Below are 20,313 nucleotides of genomic sequence, written 5' to 3'. Positions count from 1 at the left end.
GCGCGTCATGGCCCGTGTTCCTCTTTTACAACTCAATGAAATCTCGCTGACCTTTGGGGGCGATCCAGTTTTTGACGGGCTGAGCCTTGTGACGCAGCCCGGTGACCGTGTGGCGTTGGTGGGGCGCAATGGGTCGGGCAAATCGACCCTGATGAAGGTCATGGCCGGCACTGTTGACGTCGACCGGGGTGATGTGATCACCGGTCCCGGCATATCCGTGGGGTATATGGAGCAGGACCCCGACCTGAGCGGTTTTGACACTTTGGGTGAGTTTGCGTCCCACGGTCTTGATCCATCCGAGATGTATAAGGTGGAACGTGCGGGGGCGGGGCTCAAGTTTGATCCCGCGCGCCCGGTTGCCACCGCCAGCGGGGGGGAGCGGCGGCGCGCGGCTTTGGCGCGCATCATGGCGGATGAACCGGACCTGATGCTGCTCGACGAGCCCACGAACCACCTTGATATCGAGGCGATTGCATGGCTCGAAGAGGAACTGCGGCAGAGCCGTAAAAGTTACATCATCATAAGCCACGACCGCGCCTTTCTGCGCGCGCTGACGCGGGCCACGCTCTGGATTGATCGCGGCGTGGTGCGGCGGCAGGAAAAGGGTTTTGATGCCTTTGAGGCATGGCGCGACACCGTCTGGGAAGAAGAAGACACGCAGCGCCACAAGCTCAACCGCAAGATCAAGGCCGAGGCCCGTTGGGCGGTCGAGGGGATATCCGCGCGGCGCAAGCGCAATCAGGGCCGTGTGCGCGCCCTGCAGGACCTGCGCGCGCAGCGCGCCGCGCAGATCAAGCGCCAGGGCACCGCCGCCATGGCCTTTGAGGCCGGTCCGAAGTCCGGGCGCAAGGTCATCGAGGCGACCAATATCACCAAGGCCTTCGGGGACAGAACCATTCTGACGCCTTTCTCGCTGACCATCCAGCGGGGGGACCGTATCGCCTTTGTCGGGCCGAACGGCGTGGGCAAGACGACCTTGCTCAATATGCTGATCGGGCGCGAGACCCCGGATGCGGGCGATGTCAAACTGGGCACCAATCTGGACATTGCGCTGTTTGATCAGGCGCGCGCGCAGCTTGATGGGGATATGAGCCTGTGGGACAGTCTGACGGGCGATCCGGAGATGCGCGTTTCAGGCAAGGCGGATCAGGTCATGGTGCGCGGGCAGCCCAAACATGTGGTCGGGTATCTCAAGGAATTCCTTTTTGACGAGGCACAGGCGCGCGCACCGGTCCGCTCACTGTCTGGCGGTGAAAAGGCGCGTCTGCTGCTGGCCAAGCTGATGGCGCGCCCGAGCAACCTTTTGGTGCTGGATGAGCCGACGAACGATCTGGATGTGGAAAGCCTCGATCTGTTGCAGGAACTGCTGGAAACTTATGACGGCACGGTTCTTCTCGTCAGTCACGACCGCGATTTTCTCGACCGGGTCGCCGCCACGACAATCGCGATGGAAGGCGATGGCCGTGCTACGGTCTATGCTGGCGGGTGGAGCGACTATGTCTCGCAACGTCGCACCGACGGCGCCCCGGAGGCTGCAAAACCCAAGACAAGCGAAACGCCCGCCGCCAAGGGTAAACCCAAGCCCAAGACGGGGCTGAGTTTCACGGAACAACACAGGCTCGATGCCCTGCCGGAGGAGATGGCGCGCCTTGAAGCAGAGATTGCAAAACTGGTTGAGCTTCTCAGCGACGCGACCCTTTTCACGGAGAACCCCGTCAAATTTCAGAAAGCAACGGATGCTCTGGTTGCGCGGCAAGCACTGCTGGAAGAAGCCGAAGAAGAATGGCTGATGCTTGAGGAAAAGGCGCAAGTCTAGGGCTGCGCCACCTGCAGGGCATATCCCGCATGCAGGACGTCCACGAGGGGCTTAGGTGTCAGGACAGTGACGCTCCCTTGCGCGGGCCGGCGGATTGGCGGGCCATATCCCGAGGGGCTATAGGGCAACAGAGCATCGCCCCAGGCCAGATGCGCAGCACCGGATTCGGACAGGATAAACGCGCCATCCGGTAACTCCGCGATGTCAGCGGTGTAGCGCAGGTGTTCATAGCGGCGTGGCACGACGCGTTGGGCGTGCAGCATACTGTCATAAGCAGCAATGGGTGTCGTTATTCCCGCAGCTGTACGGAACCGGTTGTAATCCGCACGGCGACATTCCCCACAGGGGCGGTGCCCGGCGGCAAAGGCGACGGCCTCGTCCAGAAAGAACAGCTCGGTATAGCGGCGGGGGCTCATCAATGCGCGCCGGCGGTTTTTGAAAGACAGCACGCAAGTCACCCATGCCTTGTGCCGCCAGCGCGCTTTGCCCAGACGCTGGTCTGAGTCATGTAAAACGCCGCGATTGCCCATGAATTGACCCCGCGCCGGGTGAGCGATGATCTCTCCTGTGGGTTGCACGCGGTTTTGCAGCGGCATCAGCGCATCCGCAGCGCGCCATCAATGCGGATGACTTCGCCGTTCAGATACCCGGCCTCGACGATAAAACCCGCCAGTTGCGCGAATTCTGCGGGCTCGCCCAGCCTGCGGGGGCATGGCACATCCGCAGCAAGCTCGGCCTGGATCTCGTCGCTGAGCCCGGCCAGCATCGGCGTCATGAAGATACCCGGGGCAATTGTCATGACACGCACGCCAACCTGCGCCAGATCGCGCGCCATCGGCAAACACATCCCCACCACGCCGCCCTTGGACGCGGCATAGGCAGCCTGACCCTTCTGCCCGTCAAATGCGGCAATCGAGGCGGTGTTGATGATGACACCGCGTGCGCCATCCAGTTCAGGGTCGTTTTCGGCCATCGCCTCAGCGGCCAGCCGAGCCACGTTGAAGGTCCCGACAAGGTTCACATCGAGCGTGCGCGAAAACGGCGCAAGCGGGTGGGGGCCATCCCGGCCCACGGTCTTGATTCCATAGACGATCCCGGCACAGTTCACCGCTGCCGTGATGCCGTTCATCTGTTCCTTGGCGGTGGCGATGGCGGCCTTGACCGAAGCCTCATCTGTCACATCCGTTTCAACAAAATGCATACCGATCTCACGCGCGACGGCCTGTCCCCGGTCCGCATCGCGGTCCAGCAGGGTCACCTGTGCGCCGTGCTGTGCAAAGTGGCGTGCCGTCGCTTCGCCAAGGCCAGAGGCGGCACCGGTAATCACCGCATTGGTTGTAGCGAGTTTCATTGCTGCGGGTTCCTCGTCCTTAGCCCAGTTGCACCATCGCGTGACGCTTTTTGCCAGCACTCAGCTTGATCGGTGACTGTAACGCGGCGGCGTCGATCATCAACCCCGCGTTGGTCAAGGGTGCATCATCCATCTTGGCACCATTCTCCGCGATTAGACGCTTGGCTTCCTTGCCCGAATTGGCCAGACCCGATTTGACGATCAGCTGAACGATGGAAATGCCCTGTGCGACGTCTTCGGCACTTAGCGTCAGGGTGGGCAGGTCATCCCCAACCCCGCCTTTTTCAAAGACGTCACGCGCGGTCTGTGCAGCCGTCGCCGCCGCCTCTGCGCCGTGCAAAAGCGTTGTGACTTCGTTGGCCAGCGTGATCTTGGCGGCATTGATCTCGGAGCCTGCGAGCGCGCCCAGACGCTCACATTCATCCAAGGGCAACTCGGTATAGAGTTTCAGAAACCGCCCGACATCCGCATCCGTCGTATTGCGCCAGAACTGCCAGAATTCATAAGGGGAGAACATATCGGCATTCAGCCAAACCGCGCCGGATTGGGATTTACCCATCTTCTTGCCGTCCGATGTCGTCAGCAGGGGCGAAGTCAGCCCATAGACCTCGCCATCAATGACACGGCGGGTCAGATCAATACCGTTGACGATATTGCCCCATTGATCCGATCCGCCAAGTTGCAGGATGCAACCGTAGCGGCGATACAGTTCCATGAAATCATAGGCCTGCAGGATCATGTAGTTGAATTCCAGAAACGACAGCGATTGTTCCCGGTCGAGCCGCGATTTAACGCTCTCAAAACTGAGCATCCGGTTGATCGAGAAATGCCGCCCGATGTCGCGCAGGAAGTCGAGGTAGTTGAGATTGTCCAGCCATTCGGCATTGTTCAGCATCAAGGCCCCGGTGGGCGCATCCGAATAATCAATATAGGCGGAGAACACCTGTTTGATTCCGGCGATGTTGTCGTCAATCGCCTCTGGCCCCAACAGCGGGCGTTCGTCCGCGCGAAAACTCGGATCGCCCACTTTGGTGGTCCCACCCCCCATGAGCGTCAGCGGTTTGTGCCCGGTTTTCTGGAACCAGCGCAGCATCATGATCTGGATCAGCGATCCCACATGCAGGGATTTGGCCGTCGCATCAAAACCGATGTAGGCAGGTTGAACACCCTTCAGCAGGGCTTCATCCAGCCCTTGATAATCGGTGCAATCGGCCATGAAGCCGCGCGCCATCATCACTGCCATGAAATCGGATTTCGGGATGTAGGTCATTGGTCTTGCTCTCTGCTTGCAATGCGCCCACTCTATAGGTGCTGTGCAGACAAAGGAAAAGGCTTTGGAAAGCGCCATCGCAAAAACGGGACCGATCACTGCGCTGGGGGCGATGAGTGGCACATCGCTCGACGGTGTGGATGCCGCGATCGTTGTCACGGATGGTGTGGCGATAGATGGTTTCGGCGCGTCAGCCTATGAACCCTATAGCGACGCCCAACGCGCGGTCCTGGCCAAAGCGCTGGGTCAATGGCAAGGCGCTGATGTCGAGGCTGCGACAGGGGTGATCGAACAGGTGCACCGCACCGTCCTCGCGCGGTTTCAGCAGGCGCGGTTGATCGGCTTTCACGGCCAGACTCTGGCACATGCCCCCCACACCCAAGGCACCTTGCAGGTGGGCGACGGGGCGTGGCTTGCAACCGCTTTGGATCGGCCCGTGATCTGGGATTTCCGCACCAGGGATGTGGAAATGGGCGGAGAGGGCGCGCCGCTCGCCCCGTTTTTCCATTTCGCCTGTGCGAAGTACATCGGTGCGACGCAGCCGCTCGCGTTTCTGAACCTCGGCGGGGTGGGCAATCTGACCTATGTCGATCCGTCCTTTGCGCGCCCCGAAGAGGTTGGCGCACTGCTGGCCTTTGATACCGGCCCGGCGAATGCGCCCGTGAATGATCTGGTGCAGGCGCGCCTTGGGCTGGCCTATGACCGGGACGGGCAGGTCGCGCGCGAGGGCACTGTTTGTCAACGCGTGCTTGAGCGGGCTCTGACGGCGCCTTACTTTGCGCGTATCCCGCCCAAATCACTGGACAGGAATGACTTTTCCCAGATCGTCGATCTGGTCGACACCTTGCCGGACGCAGATGCTGTGGCCACTTTGACGGCCCTGTCAGCGGCAGCCGTATCGCAGGGGGTGCGTCACTGCCCGCAAGTGCCGCAACAGGTTCTGGTGACGGGGGGTGGGCGCAAGAACCCTGTCTTGATGGAGATGTTGCAGAGCATGCTCGCATGCCCGGTCAAGCCGGTGGAAGACGTCGGCCTTGATGGCGACATGCTTGAGGCGCAGGCGTTTGCCTATCTTGGCGTGCGTGTGGCGCGCGGTCTGCCCACATCCTGTCCGGGCACGACTGGGGTGCGGGCACCGGTCGGGGGCGGGCGGATCAGCTATCCGGGCACCGCCGCCATGGCTGCGCAAACCGGCTAGGCTTTCGCGATCTGGAGGCACCCCAAGCTGCGCGCGCCGCTCATCTCTTGCGCTGCCCCCGCAGCAAGGTAATCTGCCCCCAAACATCCGCGAGAGGGAGAGAGCCGGTGAAAGTCGTTATCGTCGGGGCAGGCATCATCGGCGCGCTGAGCGCCTTCCACCTTGCGCGGCGCGGCGCGGATGTCACGGTGATCGAGGCGGGGCAACCGGCGAATGCCGCCTCCGGGGCTTCTTTCGGGTGGATCAACGCCAGTTTCTTCCATGACCGCAACCATTTCGATCTGCGCTTTGCGGCCATGTCCGCGCATCGGCGTCTGGCGGATATCCTCGCCTCACGGGCTACGGTCTGGCAGGGCTGCCTGTCCTGGGAAGACGACGCGGGCATCGCGGCTCAGTATGATATGCTCAAAAGCTATGGCTATGCGGTGTCGATCCTTGAACAGAAAGAAATCGCGGCGTTGGAGCCGTCTATCGCCGCTCCCCCACGCGCCTTGCATATGCACCGCGAAGGCGCAGTGGATCTGGCGACACTTGCCCATGACGCTCTGACAGCGGCCACAGCGCTTGGCGCGCGCGTCATCGCCGGCGTTGCCGTCACGAGGCTTGAGCACAAGGGCGAGCATGTGCAGGGCGTGCGTTGGTCAGGGGGCACGATCCCCGCTGACGCGGTTCTTTTGGCGACGGGCGTGGCGACGCAGGGCTTGTTGGCGGATGTGGGGCAGTCCTTGCCGATGCTGACGCGTCCGGCACTTATTGTCAGGTCCGCGCCGATCGCGCTGGTCATTTCGCATATTCTGGTCACGCCGGGGCAGGAGGTGCGTCAGGATACGTCCGGGCGGATACTGGCACCTACCTCGGCGTCGCATCAAAGCGACAGTGCCGAAGCGATTGATGAAAACCCGCAAGTGCTCGCCGACCGGGCGGTCGCGCGGGTATCTGACCTGCTGGGTCAGTCGCTGACGTGGGAGCAGGTCACGCTGGCGCATCGCCCCGTGCCTCAGGACGGGCTGCCGGTGGTCGGGGCAAGTGATTTGGCGGGCCTTTACGTCAGCACGATGCACTCCGGCGCGACACTTGCGCCTCTGGTGTCTGAAATCGCGGCGAAAGAGGTCTTGGCGCAGGCGCTCAGCAATGAAGAAGCCTCGCTGATTGCACCCTACAGGCCGCAGCGCTTTACAGCTTGAGTTCGTAAAACACCAGCATGGGCAGGGCTACCTCGGGGATTTCACTGTAGGGGCCGCGCTGCGTAAACCCCAGCTTTTCATAAAGACGCCGTGCCCCTGTGAAACTGGCATTGGTGTCGAGCAAGATGCGTTTTGCACCGTCGCTGCGCGCCTGTTCGATCAAGGCTTGCGACAGTTGTGCGCCCGCGCCAGTGCCACGCGCCTGCGCCTGGACGAACACGCGCTTGATTTCGACGTCCTGATCATTCAGCGCGTGCATCATGGCACAGCCGACGGAATGCTCGTCACGCTTGGCAAGCAGAATTTCGCCACGCGGGCGCGCATGTTTCCCTGCCAGGTCCTGCATGAGCGCGGTATAAGCGTCCACGGGATAGAAGACATCGACGATGTTCTTCATGCTGGCGTCAAAACCCAGCAGATAGTCGCGATACTCCCAGCAGAGCCGCCGAACATCGTCAAGTTCATCGGACGTTCGCGCGGGCCTGATCGTGATCACCGGGCTCATCGCAAGATTGAACGACCGGCATATTCCGCTGTTTCGCCCAAGGCTTCCTCGATCCGGATCAACTGGTTGTATTTTGCCAGCCTGTCAGAGCGGGCAAGCGAGCCGGTCTTGATCTGACCGCAGTTCGTGGCGACCGCAAGATCCGCGATTGTGGCGTCTTCGGTCTCTCCGGAGCGGTGCGACATCACATTGGTGAAGCCGGCGCGATGGGCCATATCCACGGCCTTGAGCGTTTCGGTCAGGGTGCCGATCTGGTTGACCTTGACCAGCATCGAGTTGGCCGATCCACGTTCGATGCCTGTGGCGAGACGCTCAGGGTTGGTGACGAACAGATCATCCCCGACCAGTTGAACCTTGTGGCCCAAGGCGTCCGTCAGCGCCTTCCAGCCGTCCCAGTCATCTTCGGACATCGCATCCTCGATGGAGATGATCGGGTAATCCGCGACCAATGCCGCCAGATAGGCCACGTTTTCCTCAGACGTCAGCGATTTGCCTTCACCTGACAACTCGTATTTGCCATTCTTGAAATATTCTGTCGCCGCGCAATCCAGAGCGAGGTAAATCTCCTCCCCCGGTTTGTACCCTGCCTTTTCGATGGATTTCAAAATGAAATCAAGTGCGTCGCGGGTGGAGTTGATGTTGGGTGCAAAGCCACCTTCATCACCGATGCCCGTGGAGAGGCCCGCGGCGGAGAGCTCTTTTTTCAGTGTATGGAAGACTTCTGATCCCATGCGCACGGCGTCACGGATGTTGTCGGCGGCCACCGGCATGATCATGAATTCCTGAATGTCGATCGGGTTGTCCGCATGCTCGCCACCGTTGATGATGTTCATCATGGGAACGGGCAGGACACGCGCCGATGTACCCCCGACATAGCGGTAGAGGGGCTGCGTGCAGTAATCCGCAGCAGCCTTTGCGGCGGCCAGTGACACGCCCAGAATGGCGTTCGCGCCAAGGCGGGATTTGTTCGCCGTGCCGTCCAGTTCGATCATGCTTGCATCAATGTCGACCTGCTCAGTGGCGTCCAGACCCACCAGCGCATCCGCGATCTCACCGTTGACAGCGGCGCACGCCTCCAGCACGCCCTTGCCCATATAGCGGGTCTTGTCCCCGTCGCGGCGTTCCACCGCCTCGTAGGCGCCTGTCGAGGCACCGGAGGGCACGGCGGCGCGCCCCATCGTGCCATCTTCGAGGATCACATCAACTTCGACCGTTGGATTGCCACGGCTGTCCAGAATTTCGCGGGCGTGAATGTCGATGATCGTGCTCATGAGTGTGGGCTCCTGCATATGAATTTGCCGAGGTGATAGCCCGACGGCTCAAGGATGGAAAGGCCTAGTGCGCCCCGCCCCGGACCCGGCGTTCGCGCCACAACGTATAAAGACCGGAGGCGACGATGATCGCAGCCCCCAGCAAGGTCAGCGCATCAGGGCGCTCGCCAAAGATACTGATGCCGATGACCAGCGCAAAGAGAATGCGGGAATAGCGAAAAGGTGTGACGAAGCTGATTTCGCCCACGCGCATGGCTGCGACAATGCAGTAATAAGCGAAAATTCCGATCAACAGCGCGGCAATAAAATAGAGCAGCGTAGAGGGCGGTGGCGTGATCGGGCTGGTCTGGTTGAACCACATCATCAACCCCGCCGCCGGGATCAGCACGAGGAAAGCCCAGAAGCTGAGCTGCAGCGAGGATGTCTCTGGCGGTACGCGCCGGGTTGCCAGATCGCGAATGCCAAGGCCAATGACCCCCTGCACCGCAAAGAGCGACAGCCAGCTGAACCCCTCAAGCCCGGGCCGGATGATCAGCATTACCCCGAAAAAGCCCACGATAATCGCCGTCCAGCGCCGCCATCCAACGGATTCCTGCAAAAACAGCGCCGCTCCCAGCGTAACAAACAGTGGCGTCGCCTGCAGGATCGCCGAAGCCGTCGACAGCGGAGTAAGGGCGATGGCCGTTACAAACCCGATGGTGCCGACCAACTCGCCAAAAGCGCGCAGCATGATCGCGGGGGTGAGCAGGGCGGCGGTAAACAGCGCCTGACGCTGCGTCTTGAGCACGATGGCCAGCAGCAGCGCACTGCCCAGACCCAGCATGCCCACGATCTGGCCGATGGGCAGATCAACGGCCAGCAGTTTGATCAGCATATCTTCCAGCGCGAAAAGAAGCATCGCCAGAACCATGAGGGCCGCGCCGCGCAAATTATCCATCGGGGGTTTTCCTGCCAAAAGGGATGCCAGTCCCTTAGGCCGCGCCGTTGCAGATGTCCACGCCGCGCGCTTGCATCACTCTTTTTTCAGCGGCACACCATAGAGTTCCAGACGGTGCCCGCGTAACTCATATCCCAGCTTGTTGGCGATCCGCTCCTGCAAGGCTTCGATTTCGGCGTCTACGAATTCAATAACCTCGCCTGAATTCATATCAATCAGATGATCATGATGGTCGCGTTCGGCGTCCTCGTAGCGCGCGCGCCCGTCGCCGAATTCGAGCTTGTCCAGAATGCCCGCTTCCTCGAAAAGCTTGACCGTTCGGTACACCGTCGCGATGGAAATGCCGCCGTCGATGGTCACGGCACGCGCATAAAGCTCCTCGACATCCGGGTGATCCGCGCTGTCTTCGAGGACCTGCGCGATGACACGCCTCTGGCCGGTCATGCGCAGCCCCTTCGCCTCGCAGCGTTTGATGATTGGTTTGCTCATGCGATGGCCCCCGTGACGTAGGCCGAGTTTTTAGCCGCCTTTGCGCAGGGGTTCCAGCCAAGTTTTTGTGTTTCGGTTGACTTCTGCACCAGCAAGGCGCATGTGAGTGTCTGGTGATGCCTTCTGCCGCGTGAGCAGAGTTGCCGCGGGACGTCGTTCAGGGCGCGCGCTGTGACCGATAAGGCCCACCTATGTTCCCAAAATCACGCGTGGGTGCGAGCGCAAAGGACAGTGGCAGGTATGTTGCCTGCGCCTGTGATCCCGAGTGCATCCTGCGATGGCCGTCTTGTTGGGCGGCTGCGATTTTGCGTAGGCAAGAGCCTGCGAGAGGGTAAGAATGAGCGATTTCGAAATGATGAACCTGCCACCGGAACTGGTGGCACGACTGGGCCGCATGGGTCTGAAGGATCCGACTCCGATCCAGAAACAGGCGATACCGCATGCGATGAACGGGCGCGATGTGATGGGCCTTGCGCAAACGGGCACCGGTAAAACGGCCGCCTTTGGCGTGCCGCTGGTGGCGCAGATGCTGGAACTCGACGGGCGGCCCGCGCCCAAATCCGTGCGCGGGCTGGTTCTGGCGCCGACGCGTGAATTGGCCACGCAGATCAGCGTCAATCTGCGCTCCTTTGCCGAAAACACCAAGGTGAAGGTTGCGATGGTGGTTGGTGGCCAGTCGATAAACAACCAAATCAAACGGTTAGAGCGCGGTGTTGATCTATTGGTTGCAACGCCCGGGCGGTTGCTGGACCTGATGGACCGCCGCGCCGTGCGGCTGGATGAGGCGGTTTTTCTGGTGCTGGATGAAGCGGACCAGATGCTGGACATGGGGTTCATCCATGATCTGCGCAAGATCGCCAGCGTGATCCCCAAAGAGCGTCAGACGATGCTGTTTTCCGCCACGATGCCGAAACAGATGAACGAACTGGCCAATAGCTATCTGCGCAGCCCCATCCGGGTTGAGGTCTCCCCGCCGGGCAAGGCCGCCGACAAGGTCACGCAGGAAGTCCATTTCATCGCCAAATCCGAAAAACCCGGCCTGTTGATCGAGATGCTGGACAAACACCGCGACGAACGCGCACTGGTTTTCGGCCGTACGAAACACGGCTCTGAAAAGCTGATGAAATCGCTGGTCAAGGCGGGCTACGCGGCAGGCTCCATTCACGGCAACAAAAGTCAGGGCCAGCGCGACCGCGCCATCGCAGCCTTCAAATCCGGGGAGATCAAGGTTCTGGTGGCGACGGATGTGGCCGCGCGGGGTCTCGACATTCCGGACGTGAAACATGTCTACAACTATGATCTGCCGAATGTGCCTGACAATTACGTTCACCGCATCGGGCGCACAGCGCGGGCGGGCAAGGATGGTGCGGCCATCGCGTTTTGTGCGCCCGATGAGATGGGCGAGTTGAAGGCGATCCAGAAAACCATGGGGATCTCGATCCCGGTCGGCTCCGGCAGGCCTTGGGAGGCTGCGGATATTCCGCCCGGCGACAAGACAAAGGGCCGGGGTCGCGGACGCGGCGGTCGCCCGCCGCAGGCAGGTAAACCCGCAGGCGGCAGACCCGGGGGGCCACGCAAGCGCGCCGGCGCACGCAACCGCCGTGGCAAACCCGCGGCTTCGGGTGGCGCAAACCGCTGAACTCCCTCAGGCTTACTTAAACGTCAGATTGACATCCGCTGATCCGCGCGGCTTTGTGCGCGGATGGACCGTAAATCAAACATGGATGCGATTGGGGCTGCGGCGCTGATCGCTTTTGCGCTGCATCTGGCCTTCAATCAGGTCGTGATCAAGGTCACGGTCGATGGTTTTGGCCCGGTTTTTGCGGCGGGTCTCAGGTCGGCCGGTGCTGTGGTGGTGCTGCTGATCTGGATGCGGTGGCGGGCGATCCCGTTGAGCGTGCCACGCGCGGCCATTCCGGCGGGTATCGTTTGCGGTCTGTTGTTCGCGCTGGAGTTCATGGTGCTTTTCACCGCGCTCGATTTCACCACGGTGAGCCGGGCGTCGGTCATTTTCTATTCCATGCCCGTCTGGTTGGCAATTGCGAGCCACTTTCTGCTGCCCGGTGATCCGATGACACGGCTCAAGGCAGTGGGGCTGGTGCTGGCCATGTCGGGCGTGGCGCTGGCGCTGCTTGATCGCAGTGATGCTACCGCCAGTCTGGTGGGGGATCTGATGGCGCTGACATCGGCGATTTGTTGGGCCGGGATCGCGCTTTGCGTCAAGATCACACCGCTGAGTGCAGTAAAACCTGCCCAGCAGTTGATGTTTCAGGTGGCGATCTCCGCACCGATCCTGTTGTTTGTGGCGCTGCTGACAGGGGATCTGATGCGCGACCCGCAGCCGATCCACTACGCCGGGCTGCTGTTTCAGATCGTCGCCGTGGCGAGCCTCGGGTTTCTGGCGTGGTTCTGGCTGCTTACGATTTATCCGGCGTCTTCTGTCGCCTCCTTCAGCTTTTTGTCGCCGGTTTTTGCCGTCATCCTTGGCTGGCTTTTGCTGAATGAAGACGTCGGGCTTCAGGTCTGGGCAGCTTTGGTTCTGGTCTCGCTTGGCATCTATCTCATCAACCGAAAACCGCGCGCAGCTTAGGTGCCACAGAAAGTGGCGGGTACGATTTCGTCCTTGGTCGGCGGCCGCATCAGGTCCGTGTCATCGGTGTTGAACGGGTCTGTGCAAGCCTTCAGCAGGCGTTCAAAAGGCGCGTAATCACCCTGCACGGCAGCGGCAATCATCTCTTCGACCCGATGGTTGCGCGGGATGACGCGGGGCGATGCGGCCTGCATCACAGCGCTTGGGTTGCTTTGCGTTGAAAGGCGCGCGCGCCACTGCGCGCACCATTCGTCAAAGGCATCCCGATCCAGAAACTGATCGCGCGCGTCAGACCGCGCCAGCGCATCGAATGTATTGGTGAAATCGGCCTTTTGCTCCTGCATGAGCTTCAACAGACCCTCGATCAGGGGGGTGTCTTCGGGCGTGGCCTTGGCTATGCCGATCTTTTTGCCCATGCGATCCAGCCATGCGGCCTCGATCTGCGTGGGCATGGCGTGCACGATCTGCGTGGCTTCTTCAACGGCTGCTTCCGGGTCGTCCATCTGCTGCAAAAGGGCGGTTGCCAGCTGCGCCATGTTCCATACCGCGATCCGCGGTTGGTTGGAATAGGCATAGCGCCCGGTCTGATCAATAGAACTGAACACCGTGTCGGGATGATAGACATCCATAAAGGCGCAGGGGCCATAGTCGATGGTCTCCCCCGATATTGCGCTGTTGTCGGTATTCATCACGCCGTGAATAAAGCCGAGCGACATCCAGCCGGCCACGAGTTCAGCCTGCGCGGCACAGACCGCGCGCAAGAGTCCGAGCGGTCCGTCCGCATCCGGTGCGTGGCGCGCGATCGCGTAATCTGTCAGTTCTTTCAGCGCATCAATCTGCCGCCGGTGGGCAAAGATCTGAAAGGTACCAACCCGCAGGTGGCTGGCGGCCACGCGCGTCAGCACCGCGCCGGGCAGAACCGTTTCGCGCAGGACGTCTTCACCCGTCAGCGTTGCCGCCAGCGCGCGCGTGGTGGGTACGCCAAGCGCATGCATCGCCTCGGACACAACGTATTCTCGCAGCACCGGACCGAGCCATGCGCGCCCGTCGCCCATGCGCGAATAGGGCGTGGGGCCGGACCCTTTCAGTTGCACGTCATAGCGCTTGCCGTCCGTGCCGATGACCTCGCCCAGCAGAATGGCCCGGCCATCGCCCAGTTGCGGATTGAAATTGCCGAACTGATGCCCCGCATAAAGCTGTGCCAAGGGTGCCGCGCCCTCGGGCAGTTTCGCACCCGAAAAGACGGCGGCGCGTTCGGCCGCATCCGCTGCGGAGATACCCAAGATATCCCCTAGCGGTTCATTATATGCAATCAGCGACGGGTCGCGTACGGGCGTCGGCTTGAGGCGCGTGTAGAACACAGCCGGCAGCCGCGCATAGCTGTTATCAAAGGGGGCGGTAATTGTCATGACTGGCATATAAGCGGCTTTGTGCGCCTGTGCCACCCGCCCGGTCAGAAGGTTTTGGTCATCAGCATGTAATTCTCGCGCGGTTTGAACCCGGCGCGCTGATAAAGACGGTGTCTGTCCTCGGCGCTGCGGTCAACTTCGAGGTGCAGCACCTTGAGGCCAGCACTGGCCAGCGCGCGGGGCAGGGCCAGAAGGGTTTCCGACGCGATCCCGCGCCCGCGCACACCGGGGCGCACGAAGATTTCGTCAATGAAACCGTCAAGCCCGCCAAATTCCAGCGACCAGCCAAAAGTCACCACCAGATAGCCGATCGGCGCGCGGGGTGGTCCGATCAGATAGGCCGCGCCATGCGGACTGCCCTCAAGCAGCGGCACAATGCCCTTGCGCCGCGCCTCCGCTGCGAGGGTGATCCCGGCCTCCTGATGAAACGCCGCCACCAGCGCATCGAGTTTCTCAAGATGATCGGGGGCTGCAAGGGTCAGGGCCGCGCTCATAGCCGGGCGAGCCGTTCTGTCAGCAATTCAAAGAACCCATCCGCATCCAGATCGCCGATGAACAGCGCGTTTTTTGGCCGATCCGTCACGCCCCACCAGTCCGCGACGGTCATGCCCATGGTCAACTCAGACGTGGTTTCGATTTCCACATTGATGTGCCGCCCGGTGAACAGATCAGGGCGCAGCAAATAGGCGGTCACACAAGGATCATGCAGCGGTGCCCCGGCGGAGCCGTATTTTTCCTTGTCAAAACGCTCAAAGAAATCGGTCATCTCGGCCACGGCGATGCCAACGGGCGTGTTCAGCGCGCGAAAGGCGTCGTTGCGCGGGGCAGTGACAAGCGCCTTGTGGGTGACATCCAGTGGCAGCACGACGATATCCACGCCGGATTTAAACGTGATTTCAGCGGCTTGTGGGTCGACGTAAATGTTGAATTCCGCGGTCGGGGTGATATTCCCAACCTCGAAATACGCCCCGCCCATCAAGACGATCTGTTGCACGCGCTGCACGATATCCGGCGCTTTTTCAAAGGCGGTGGCGATGTTGGTCAGCGGTCCCAGCGGGCAGAGCGTTACGGTGCCGGGTGGTGTGTTGCGCAGGGTGTTGATGATGAAATCAACGGCGTGTTGGTCCTGCAGAGCCATCACCGGCTCCGGCAGGTCAGGCCCATCGAGCCCGGTTTTGCCATGCACATGCTCTGCGGTGACGAGGTCGCGGCCAAGGGGGCGGTCGCAGCCTGCAAAAACCGGCACATCGGTCTTTTTGGCCAGTTCACAGACAATGCGCGCGTTGCGCGCCGTCAGGTCAAGCGGGACGTTGCCGGCGACACAGGTAATGCCGAGAACATCAAGCTCTTCCGGGCTGGCGAGCGCCAGAAGGATCGCCACCGCGTCGTCCTGGCCGGGGTCGGTATCAATGATGATTTTACGTGCTGTCATGTGCTCTCTTTGACGCTGTGGCGGTTGAGAGTCCAGCGGGGATGCGTGACAAATGTGCTGCCATGGCGTGATGGCGCCGATGCACCGACATACACATGCGCCGCCCCGCGTCCGTCACGCCGGCGGGCGCAACTGTGCGCGCCGAATTGCGAGCAGGCGCTGCAAGACCGGCGCGGACCTAGCGCTTCCGGCTCTCCGCCTTGACCTGATCCCAAAGCGCATCCATCTCAGCCAGATCGCTGTCGGCGGGGGTCTTACCCATGGCGGCCAGCTTGGCTTCGACCCCTTCGAAACGACGGGTGAATTTCGCGTTGGCAGCGCGCAGGGCGGCTTCGGGATCAAGTCCGAGGTGACGGCCCAGATTGGCCATCACGAACAGCAGATCGCCGAACTCCTCTTCGATTTCTGCTTGCGTGAGACGATCGCGCGCCTCGACCAACTCGGCAGCCTCTTCGGTGATTTTGTCCAGGACTTCATCGGTGGAGGGCCAGTCAAATCCGACCCGTGCGGCGCGTTTTTGCAGCTTGAGCGCGCGCAGCAGCGCGGGCAGGCCAATGGCCACACCATCCAGCGTGCCCTGTTGCGCGTTTTCTGCACGTTCGCGGGCCTTTATCTTTTCCCAATCGGCGGTTTGCTGGTCCGCTGACTTGTCGCGGCTCTCATCGCCAAAAACATGCGGGTGGCGGGCGACCATCTTGTCGCTGATCTTGCGCACCACCGACTGAAAGGTGAAGTGACCGCCTTCGGCACCCATGGCCGTATGATAAACGGTTTGCAGCAGCAGATCGCCCAACTCCCCCTCAAGATCGCGCCAGTCCTTGCGTGCGATGGCGTCTGCGACCTCATAGGCCTCTTCGATTGTGTAGGGGGCGATGCTGTCGAAATCCTGCTCGATGTCCCACGGGCAGCCCGTTTCCGGGTCACGCAGGCGGCGCATGATCGCAAGCAGGCGTTCAATTCCCCCATCAGGGTCGTGGATCAGGTCATCTGCCATTGCAGCCGCTCCCGCTTCGGTGTCAGATGCACCTGACAAAACATTCGACAAGGAGTCCAGAGCATGCCCGTCGTAAACCGGATCGCTGACATGAGCGCGGATATGACTGCCTGGCGGCGTCACCTGCACACCATTCCCGAACTGGGGCTGGAATGCCATAAAACCTCCGCCTTTGTGGCGGAGCGGCTGCGCGAATTCGGGATGGATGAAATCCACGAAGGGATCGCCAAGACGGGTATTGTCGCCATCATCAACGGGCAGGGCGAAGGCCCCACGATCGGGTTGCGCGCCGACATGGATGCGCTGCCGATCGAGGAGGAAACCGGCGTTGATTATGCCTCGACCCATGCGGGTAAAATGCACGCCTGCGGTCACGACGGGCATACGGCCATGCTGTTGGGGGCGGCGAAATATCTCGCCGAGACACGGAATTTTTCCGGACGTGTCGCGCTGATCTTTCAGCCTGCCGAGGAATTTGGCGGCGGCGGTGAGGTGATGGTCGAAGAGGGCATCATGACGACTTTCGACATCGCGCAAGTTTATGCGATCCACAACGCGCCGGGCAAGGATTTCGGCAGTTTTAACACCTGCGCGGGGCCGATCATGGCGGCGGCTGATACCTTCTCGATCCATATCGAGGGCAAGGGCGGACATGCCGCGCGCCCGCATGACTCCGTTGATCCTGTCGTGGCGGCCTGTTCCATCGTGCAGGCCCTGCAGACCATCGTCAGCCGGAACCGCAACCCGCGCGATTCGCTGGTGATTTCCACGACGCAGATTCACACGGGCACCACGGATAACGTGATCCCCGAGACGTGTTACATAAACGGGACGGTGCGCACCTTTGACAAAGCGGTGCAGGCCATGGTCGTGCAGCGTATGGAGGAGATCGTGCAGGGGCAGGCGGCCAGTTTCGGGGTCACGGCACGGCTTGTGTTTGAATATGGCTATCCTCCCACGGTCAATGACGCGGATAAGGCTGCCTTTGCCGCGCATGTGGCGCGTGAAATTGCAAGGGATGGGGCGGTGAATGACGCGACAGAGCCGGTGATGGGGGCGGAGGATTTCTCCTACATGCTGGAAAAACGGCCCGGTGCCTACCTCATGCTGGGTCAGGGGGAGGGCGCGGGCGTGCATCACCCCAAGTACAATTTCAACGACGAGATCGCCCCGATTGGCGCGTCGTTCTTTGCGCGCCTTGTCGAGCATGCGCAGCCGGTTTCAGGTGCCTGACACATGGGACTGGAAGACGCCAAGACCGAAGTAGACCAAGCATTTACGCGCGCCGATCTCAAGGGGCCAAGTTTTGAAAACACGTTCGGCGGGGCCACGTCATTTCTGCGCCGCAAATACACCAAGGATCTGTCGCTCGCCGATATTGCAATAACGGGCGTGCCCTTTGATCAGGCGGTCACAAATCGCCCAGGCACCCGTCTGGGGCCACGCGCCATCCGTGAGGCGAGCGCGCTGCAACCCTACGATCCGCCCTATGGGTGGCCGTTTGATGTACTGAGCGAATTTGCGATCATTGATTACGGTGACTTGGCGTTTGACTATGGGAATGTCGCGGCCTTTCCCGAAACGCTGAAGGCGCATATCAGCACCATTCTTGCAGCAGATGTGCCAACGGTCACGCTGGGGGGGGATCACTATGTGACCTATCCGATCCTCAAGGCCTATGCAGAGAAATACGGCCCCATCAGCCTGTTGCAGTTTGATGCCCATTCAGACAGCTGGCCGGATGACGAGGAAAGTCGCGTTGACCACGGCACCTTCGTCTACAAGGCCATCAAGCAGGGCATCGTCGATGCGGCCACGTCGGTGCAGGTGGGGATCCGCACCACCAATGAAGACACGCTTGGGGTCACGACGATTGACGCGCGCGAAGTTCACCGCATCGGACCGGAAGCGACCGTTGCGAAAATCAAGGCGGTGCTGGGGGACAACCCTGTCTATCTGACGTTCGATATCGACGCGCTGGATCCGGCCTTTGCGCCGGGCACGGGCACGCCTGTCTGGGGGGGGCTGACCTCGGCGCAGGCGGCCGCCATTCTGCGTGATCTGGCGGGGATCAACATCGTGGGCGGCGATATTGTCGAGGTCTCCCCCCCCTTTGACACCACAGGGGCAACCGCTATAGCAGGCGCGCATGTGGCAACAGAAATACTGTGCCTACTGGGCTGGAAGATGCGAGGGGGTGCGTGATGGCAGGCAAAAACCAACCGATCAGCGGGAATGATCTGGCGCGTTTTTCGGGGCCGAACAGTTTCATGCGTTTGCCCATGGTCAATGACCTCAAGGGGCTGGATGTGGCTATTGTTGGTATTCCGATGGATATTGGCACGTCCTGGCGGTCAGGCACGCGGTTCGGCCCCAAAGAGGTACGCGCCGAAAGCGCGATGATACGGCCCTATAACATGGGAACGGGTGCGGCCCCCTTTGACAGCCTGCAGGTGGCAGATATCGGCGATCTGGCCATCAATACGTTTTCCTTGGCCAAGAGCCTCAAGATCATCGAGGAAAGCTATCACGCCATCCTGAATTATGATGCGATGCCGCTGGCCATCGGCGGGGATCATTCGATCACGCTGCCGATCTTGCGCGCCATGCACAAACGTCACGGCCCTGTTGCGCTGGTGCATGTGGATGCGCATGCGGATGTAAACGATGAGATGTTCGGCGAGAAGGAAACCCACGGCACCGTCTTTCGCCGCGCCTATGAGGAAGGGCTGATCCTGCCTGACAAAACCTATCAGGTGGGCTTGCGGGGCACGGGCTACACGGCAGACGACTTTGCCGAGGCGCGTGCATGGGGCTTTCAGCAGTTTCCGGCGCAAGAGCTTTGGCATCGCAGCCTGACCGGGCTGGGGGGTGAAATCCGCCGCGATATCGGGTCCAAAACGCCTGTCTATGTCAGCTATGACATCGACAGCCTCGACCCGGCCTTTGCGCCCGGCACCGGCACGCCCGAGATCGGCGGCCTCACGACGCCTCAGGCGATGGAACTGATCCGCGCCCTCAAGGGATTGAATATCGTTGGCGCTGATCTTGTGGAGGTGTCGCCGCCCTATGACGCCAGCGGCAATACCGCGCTGGTGGGCGCAAATATCCTGTTCGAGCTTATATGTGCTCTGCCGGGTGTTGCCTATCGCTGAGCCGGCACCGCGTTAACCGACACAGGAGAGAGGGAAATCATGCGCATGTTCCTTGGTATTGGATTGATCATCGTTATCAGCGCGCTGGCCTATGTGCGCCTGTCGCCGGGAGAGATCAGCCAATGGCATGTCCCCGTGGCTGGCAGCGAGGATGCTGACGGGGCGGGGGATGCACTGCGTGTGATCGCCGCGACGCCCGACGTGTTTGCCGCCGCAGATGCCTATATGACGTCGCTGCCGCGCACCAGGGTGATCGCCGGATCACTGGACGAAGGGCGCATCACCTATATCACGCGCTCGCGGGTCTTTGGCTTTCCGGATTACACCACGCTTGACTACGCGGATGGCACGCTCAAGGCCTATGCGCGCTTGCGGTTCGGGCAGTCAGATCTCGGCGTCAATCGCGACCGACTGGAGGGGTTGATCGCCGCCCTCCAGTGAAGAAGACAAACAACCCTGTTCAACCTCGCGCCACATCGGCACATTCAGCGACATCTGGCATTGCGCCATGAACATGCGGCCATCGACCTGCATGCAGATCGTCTCGCCCAGTTCAATGCGTGAACCACCACGATCCGTGCAATAACAGTCCACTGTTTTGCCGCTGGGATAGGTGATATCAGCGGCGGCGGGCAGGGCCAAAAAGGCAAGTGTGAAGGCAAATCTGAACATGGCAATAATCTAACACGGAATCGGGCCTTGACCAATACCA

At 61.0% G+C, this 20,313-nt stretch carries 21 protein-coding genes; 9 read left to right on the top strand and 12 right to left on the bottom strand.

Annotated elements, in window-relative coordinates; translation table 11 throughout:
- Positions 1 to 7 precede the first annotated feature (7 nt).
- A complete protein-coding gene (locus RD1_RS14480; protein ID WP_011569273.1) occupies positions 8 to 1,816 on the top strand; it encodes an ABC-F family ATP-binding cassette domain-containing protein in 1,809 nt (602 codons plus the stop codon).
- Here the strand turns inward: RD1_RS14480 and RD1_RS14475 are convergent.
- From RD1_RS14475 to tyrS, 3 genes are read right to left on the bottom strand one after another with little or no spacing between them, the layout of a single operon-like run.
- Complete coding sequence (locus RD1_RS14475) at positions 1,813 to 2,412, bottom strand: hypothetical protein (RefSeq protein WP_011569272.1); 600 nt, start codon at positions 2,410 to 2,412, stop codon at positions 1,813 to 1,815. The two genes, RD1_RS14480 and RD1_RS14475, sit on opposite strands and share 4 nt — an antisense overlap.
- On the bottom strand, positions 2,412 to 3,167 hold the full coding sequence (locus RD1_RS14470) for an SDR family NAD(P)-dependent oxidoreductase (RefSeq protein ID WP_011569271.1): 756 nt from the start codon (positions 3,165 to 3,167) through the stop codon (positions 2,412 to 2,414). The genes RD1_RS14475 and RD1_RS14470 overlap by 1 nt, the downstream gene beginning before the upstream one ends.
- Before the next feature lie 19 nt (positions 3,168 to 3,186).
- Positions 3,187 to 4,437, bottom strand: a complete 1,251-nt coding sequence (gene tyrS, locus RD1_RS14465) for a tyrosine--tRNA ligase (protein ID WP_011569270.1) — start codon at positions 4,435 to 4,437, stop codon at positions 3,187 to 3,189.
- Positions 4,438 to 4,501: 64 nt separating this feature from the next.
- Between tyrS and RD1_RS14460 the strand changes: the two genes are divergently transcribed.
- Both RD1_RS14460 and RD1_RS14455 read left to right on the top strand, forming a co-directional pair.
- Positions 4,502 to 5,635 (top strand): anhydro-N-acetylmuramic acid kinase, encoded by a 1,134-nt coding sequence (locus RD1_RS14460; RefSeq protein ID WP_011569269.1) that lies wholly within the window; start codon positions 4,502 to 4,504, stop codon positions 5,633 to 5,635.
- Positions 5,636 to 5,742: 107 nt separating this feature from the next.
- Positions 5,743 to 6,819 carry an NAD(P)/FAD-dependent oxidoreductase gene (locus RD1_RS14455; protein WP_011569268.1) on the top strand — a complete coding sequence of 359 codons (1,077 nt, stop codon included), beginning with the start codon at positions 5,743 to 5,745 and terminating at the stop codon, positions 6,817 to 6,819.
- Here RD1_RS14455 and RD1_RS14450 read toward each other — a convergent pair.
- The 4 genes from RD1_RS14450 to RD1_RS14435 all read right to left on the bottom strand — a co-directional run bounded on the left by RD1_RS14450 (position 6,809) and on the right by RD1_RS14435 (position 10,021).
- Positions 6,809 to 7,324 (bottom strand): GNAT family N-acetyltransferase, encoded by a 516-nt coding sequence (locus tag RD1_RS14450; RefSeq protein WP_011569267.1) that lies wholly within the window; start codon positions 7,322 to 7,324, stop codon positions 6,809 to 6,811. The genes RD1_RS14455 and RD1_RS14450 overlap by 11 nt on opposite strands.
- On the bottom strand, positions 7,321 to 8,595 hold the full coding sequence (eno, locus tag RD1_RS14445; protein ID WP_011569266.1) for a phosphopyruvate hydratase: 1,275 nt from the start codon (positions 8,593 to 8,595) through the stop codon (positions 7,321 to 7,323). The genes RD1_RS14450 and eno overlap by 4 nt, the downstream gene beginning before the upstream one ends.
- 64 nt (positions 8,596 to 8,659) lie before the next feature.
- On the bottom strand, positions 8,660 to 9,532 hold the full coding sequence (locus tag RD1_RS14440; protein ID WP_011569265.1) for a DMT family transporter: 873 nt from the start codon (positions 9,530 to 9,532) through the stop codon (positions 8,660 to 8,662).
- Between the two features lie 75 nt (positions 9,533 to 9,607).
- Entirely contained in the window at positions 9,608 to 10,021 is a 414-nt protein-coding gene (locus tag RD1_RS14435) for a Fur family transcriptional regulator (RefSeq protein WP_011569264.1), read from the bottom strand.
- A 337-nt stretch (positions 10,022 to 10,358) separates the two neighbouring features.
- Between RD1_RS14435 and RD1_RS14430 the strand changes: the two genes are divergently transcribed.
- Entirely contained in the window at positions 10,359 to 11,660 is a 1,302-nt protein-coding gene (locus RD1_RS14430) for a DEAD/DEAH box helicase (protein ID WP_011569262.1), read from the top strand.
- 63 nt (positions 11,661 to 11,723) lie between these two features.
- Positions 11,724 to 12,611 (top strand): DMT family transporter, encoded by an 888-nt coding sequence (locus RD1_RS14425; RefSeq protein ID WP_011569261.1) that lies wholly within the window; start codon positions 11,724 to 11,726, stop codon positions 12,609 to 12,611.
- Here RD1_RS14425 and RD1_RS14420 read toward each other — a convergent pair.
- The 4 genes from RD1_RS14420 to mazG form a co-directional block, all read right to left on the bottom strand.
- A complete protein-coding gene (locus RD1_RS14420) occupies positions 12,608 to 14,020 on the bottom strand; it encodes a protein adenylyltransferase SelO (protein WP_011569260.1) in 1,413 nt (470 codons plus the stop codon). The genes RD1_RS14425 and RD1_RS14420 overlap by 4 nt on opposite strands.
- 44 nt (positions 14,021 to 14,064) lie before the next feature.
- A complete protein-coding gene (locus RD1_RS14415) occupies positions 14,065 to 14,514 on the bottom strand; it encodes a GNAT family N-acetyltransferase (protein ID WP_011569259.1) in 450 nt (149 codons plus the stop codon).
- The gene (locus RD1_RS14410) at positions 14,511 to 15,452 is read right to left on the bottom strand and encodes a nucleoside hydrolase (protein WP_011569258.1); all 942 of its coding nucleotides are present in this window, start codon (positions 15,450 to 15,452) and stop codon (positions 14,511 to 14,513) included. Before RD1_RS14410 ends, RD1_RS14415 begins: the two co-directional genes overlap by 4 nt.
- 178 nt (positions 15,453 to 15,630) lie before the next feature.
- A complete protein-coding gene (mazG, locus tag RD1_RS14405; RefSeq protein ID WP_011569257.1) occupies positions 15,631 to 16,446 on the bottom strand; it encodes a nucleoside triphosphate pyrophosphohydrolase in 816 nt (271 codons plus the stop codon).
- 63 nt (positions 16,447 to 16,509) lie between these two features.
- On the opposite strand from mazG, the gene RD1_RS14400 reads away from it, so the two are divergent.
- Genes RD1_RS14400 through RD1_RS14385 form a run of 4 tightly spaced genes read left to right on the top strand, consistent with a single transcriptional unit; the run spans position 16,510 to position 20,042 of the window.
- A complete protein-coding gene (locus RD1_RS14400) occupies positions 16,510 to 17,679 on the top strand; it encodes a M20 aminoacylase family protein (RefSeq protein ID WP_011569256.1) in 1,170 nt (389 codons plus the stop codon).
- Positions 17,680 to 17,682: 3 nt separating this feature from the next.
- Positions 17,683 to 18,651, top strand: a complete 969-nt coding sequence (gene speB, locus RD1_RS14395) for an agmatinase (protein ID WP_011569255.1) — start codon at positions 17,683 to 17,685, stop codon at positions 18,649 to 18,651.
- On the top strand, positions 18,651 to 19,601 hold the full coding sequence (gene speB / locus RD1_RS14390) for an agmatinase (protein ID WP_011569254.1): 951 nt from the start codon (positions 18,651 to 18,653) through the stop codon (positions 19,599 to 19,601). The genes speB (RD1_RS14395) and speB (RD1_RS14390) overlap by 1 nt, the downstream gene beginning before the upstream one ends.
- A 45-nt stretch (positions 19,602 to 19,646) precedes the next feature.
- The gene (locus RD1_RS14385; RefSeq protein ID WP_245897297.1) at positions 19,647 to 20,042 is read left to right on the top strand and encodes a DUF1499 domain-containing protein; all 396 of its coding nucleotides are present in this window, start codon (positions 19,647 to 19,649) and stop codon (positions 20,040 to 20,042) included.
- On the opposite strand, the gene RD1_RS14380 is transcribed toward RD1_RS14385, so the two are convergent.
- The gene (locus tag RD1_RS14380; RefSeq protein WP_011569252.1) at positions 19,986 to 20,273 is read right to left on the bottom strand and encodes a hypothetical protein; all 288 of its coding nucleotides are present in this window, start codon (positions 20,271 to 20,273) and stop codon (positions 19,986 to 19,988) included. The genes RD1_RS14385 and RD1_RS14380 overlap by 57 nt on opposite strands.
- Positions 20,274 to 20,313: the final 40 nt, after the last annotated feature.

Source organism: Roseobacter denitrificans OCh 114 (genome assembly GCF_000014045.1).
In the GTDB taxonomy this organism is placed as follows: domain Bacteria; phylum Pseudomonadota; class Alphaproteobacteria; order Rhodobacterales; family Rhodobacteraceae; genus Roseobacter; species Roseobacter denitrificans.
This window is presented reverse-complemented; position numbering and strand designations above follow the sequence as displayed.

What these genes read in the sequence shown, in the direction of transcription:
- RD1_RS14450 (WP_011569267.1), bottom strand. Translation starts at nt 7,324, where the DNA reads ATGAGCCCGGTGATCACGATCAGGCCCGCGCGAACGTCCGATGAACTT.
- RD1_RS14435 (WP_011569264.1), bottom strand. Translation starts at nt 10,021, where the DNA reads ATGAGCAAACCAATCATCAAACGCTGCGAGGCGAAGGGGCTGCGCATG.
- RD1_RS14425 (WP_011569261.1), top strand. Translation starts at nt 11,724, where the DNA reads ATGGACCGTAAATCAAACATGGATGCGATTGGGGCTGCGGCGCTGATC.
- speB (WP_011569254.1), top strand. Translation starts at nt 18,651, where the DNA reads ATGGCAGGCAAAAACCAACCGATCAGCGGGAATGATCTGGCGCGTTTT.
- RD1_RS14385 (WP_245897297.1), top strand. Translation starts at nt 19,647, where the DNA reads ATGTTCCTTGGTATTGGATTGATCATCGTTATCAGCGCGCTGGCCTAT.
- eno (WP_011569266.1), bottom strand. Translation starts at nt 8,595, where the DNA reads ATGAGCACGATCATCGACATTCACGCCCGCGAAATTCTGGACAGCCGT.
- RD1_RS14410 (WP_011569258.1), bottom strand. Translation starts at nt 15,452, where the DNA reads ATGACAGCACGTAAAATCATCATTGATACCGACCCCGGCCAGGACGAC.
- RD1_RS14475 (WP_011569272.1), bottom strand. Translation starts at nt 2,412, where the DNA reads ATGCCGCTGCAAAACCGCGTGCAACCCACAGGAGAGATCATCGCTCAC.
- speB (WP_011569255.1), top strand. Translation starts at nt 17,683, where the DNA reads ATGGGACTGGAAGACGCCAAGACCGAAGTAGACCAAGCATTTACGCGC.
- RD1_RS14480 (WP_011569273.1), top strand. Translation starts at nt 8, where the DNA reads ATGGCCCGTGTTCCTCTTTTACAACTCAATGAAATCTCGCTGACCTTT.
- mazG (WP_011569257.1), bottom strand. Translation starts at nt 16,446, where the DNA reads ATGGCAGATGACCTGATCCACGACCCTGATGGGGGAATTGAACGCCTG.
- RD1_RS14470 (WP_011569271.1), bottom strand. Translation starts at nt 3,167, where the DNA reads ATGAAACTCGCTACAACCAATGCGGTGATTACCGGTGCCGCCTCTGGC.
- RD1_RS14380 (WP_011569252.1), bottom strand. Translation starts at nt 20,273, where the DNA reads ATGTTCAGATTTGCCTTCACACTTGCCTTTTTGGCCCTGCCCGCCGCC.
- tyrS (WP_011569270.1), bottom strand. Translation starts at nt 4,437, where the DNA reads ATGACCTACATCCCGAAATCCGATTTCATGGCAGTGATGATGGCGCGC.
- RD1_RS14415 (WP_011569259.1), bottom strand. Translation starts at nt 14,514, where the DNA reads ATGAGCGCGGCCCTGACCCTTGCAGCCCCCGATCATCTTGAGAAACTC.
- RD1_RS14420 (WP_011569260.1), bottom strand. Translation starts at nt 14,020, where the DNA reads ATGACAATTACCGCCCCCTTTGATAACAGCTATGCGCGGCTGCCGGCT.
- RD1_RS14430 (WP_011569262.1), top strand. Translation starts at nt 10,359, where the DNA reads ATGAGCGATTTCGAAATGATGAACCTGCCACCGGAACTGGTGGCACGA.
- RD1_RS14400 (WP_011569256.1), top strand. Translation starts at nt 16,510, where the DNA reads ATGCCCGTCGTAAACCGGATCGCTGACATGAGCGCGGATATGACTGCC.
- RD1_RS14440 (WP_011569265.1), bottom strand. Translation starts at nt 9,532, where the DNA reads ATGGATAATTTGCGCGGCGCGGCCCTCATGGTTCTGGCGATGCTTCTT.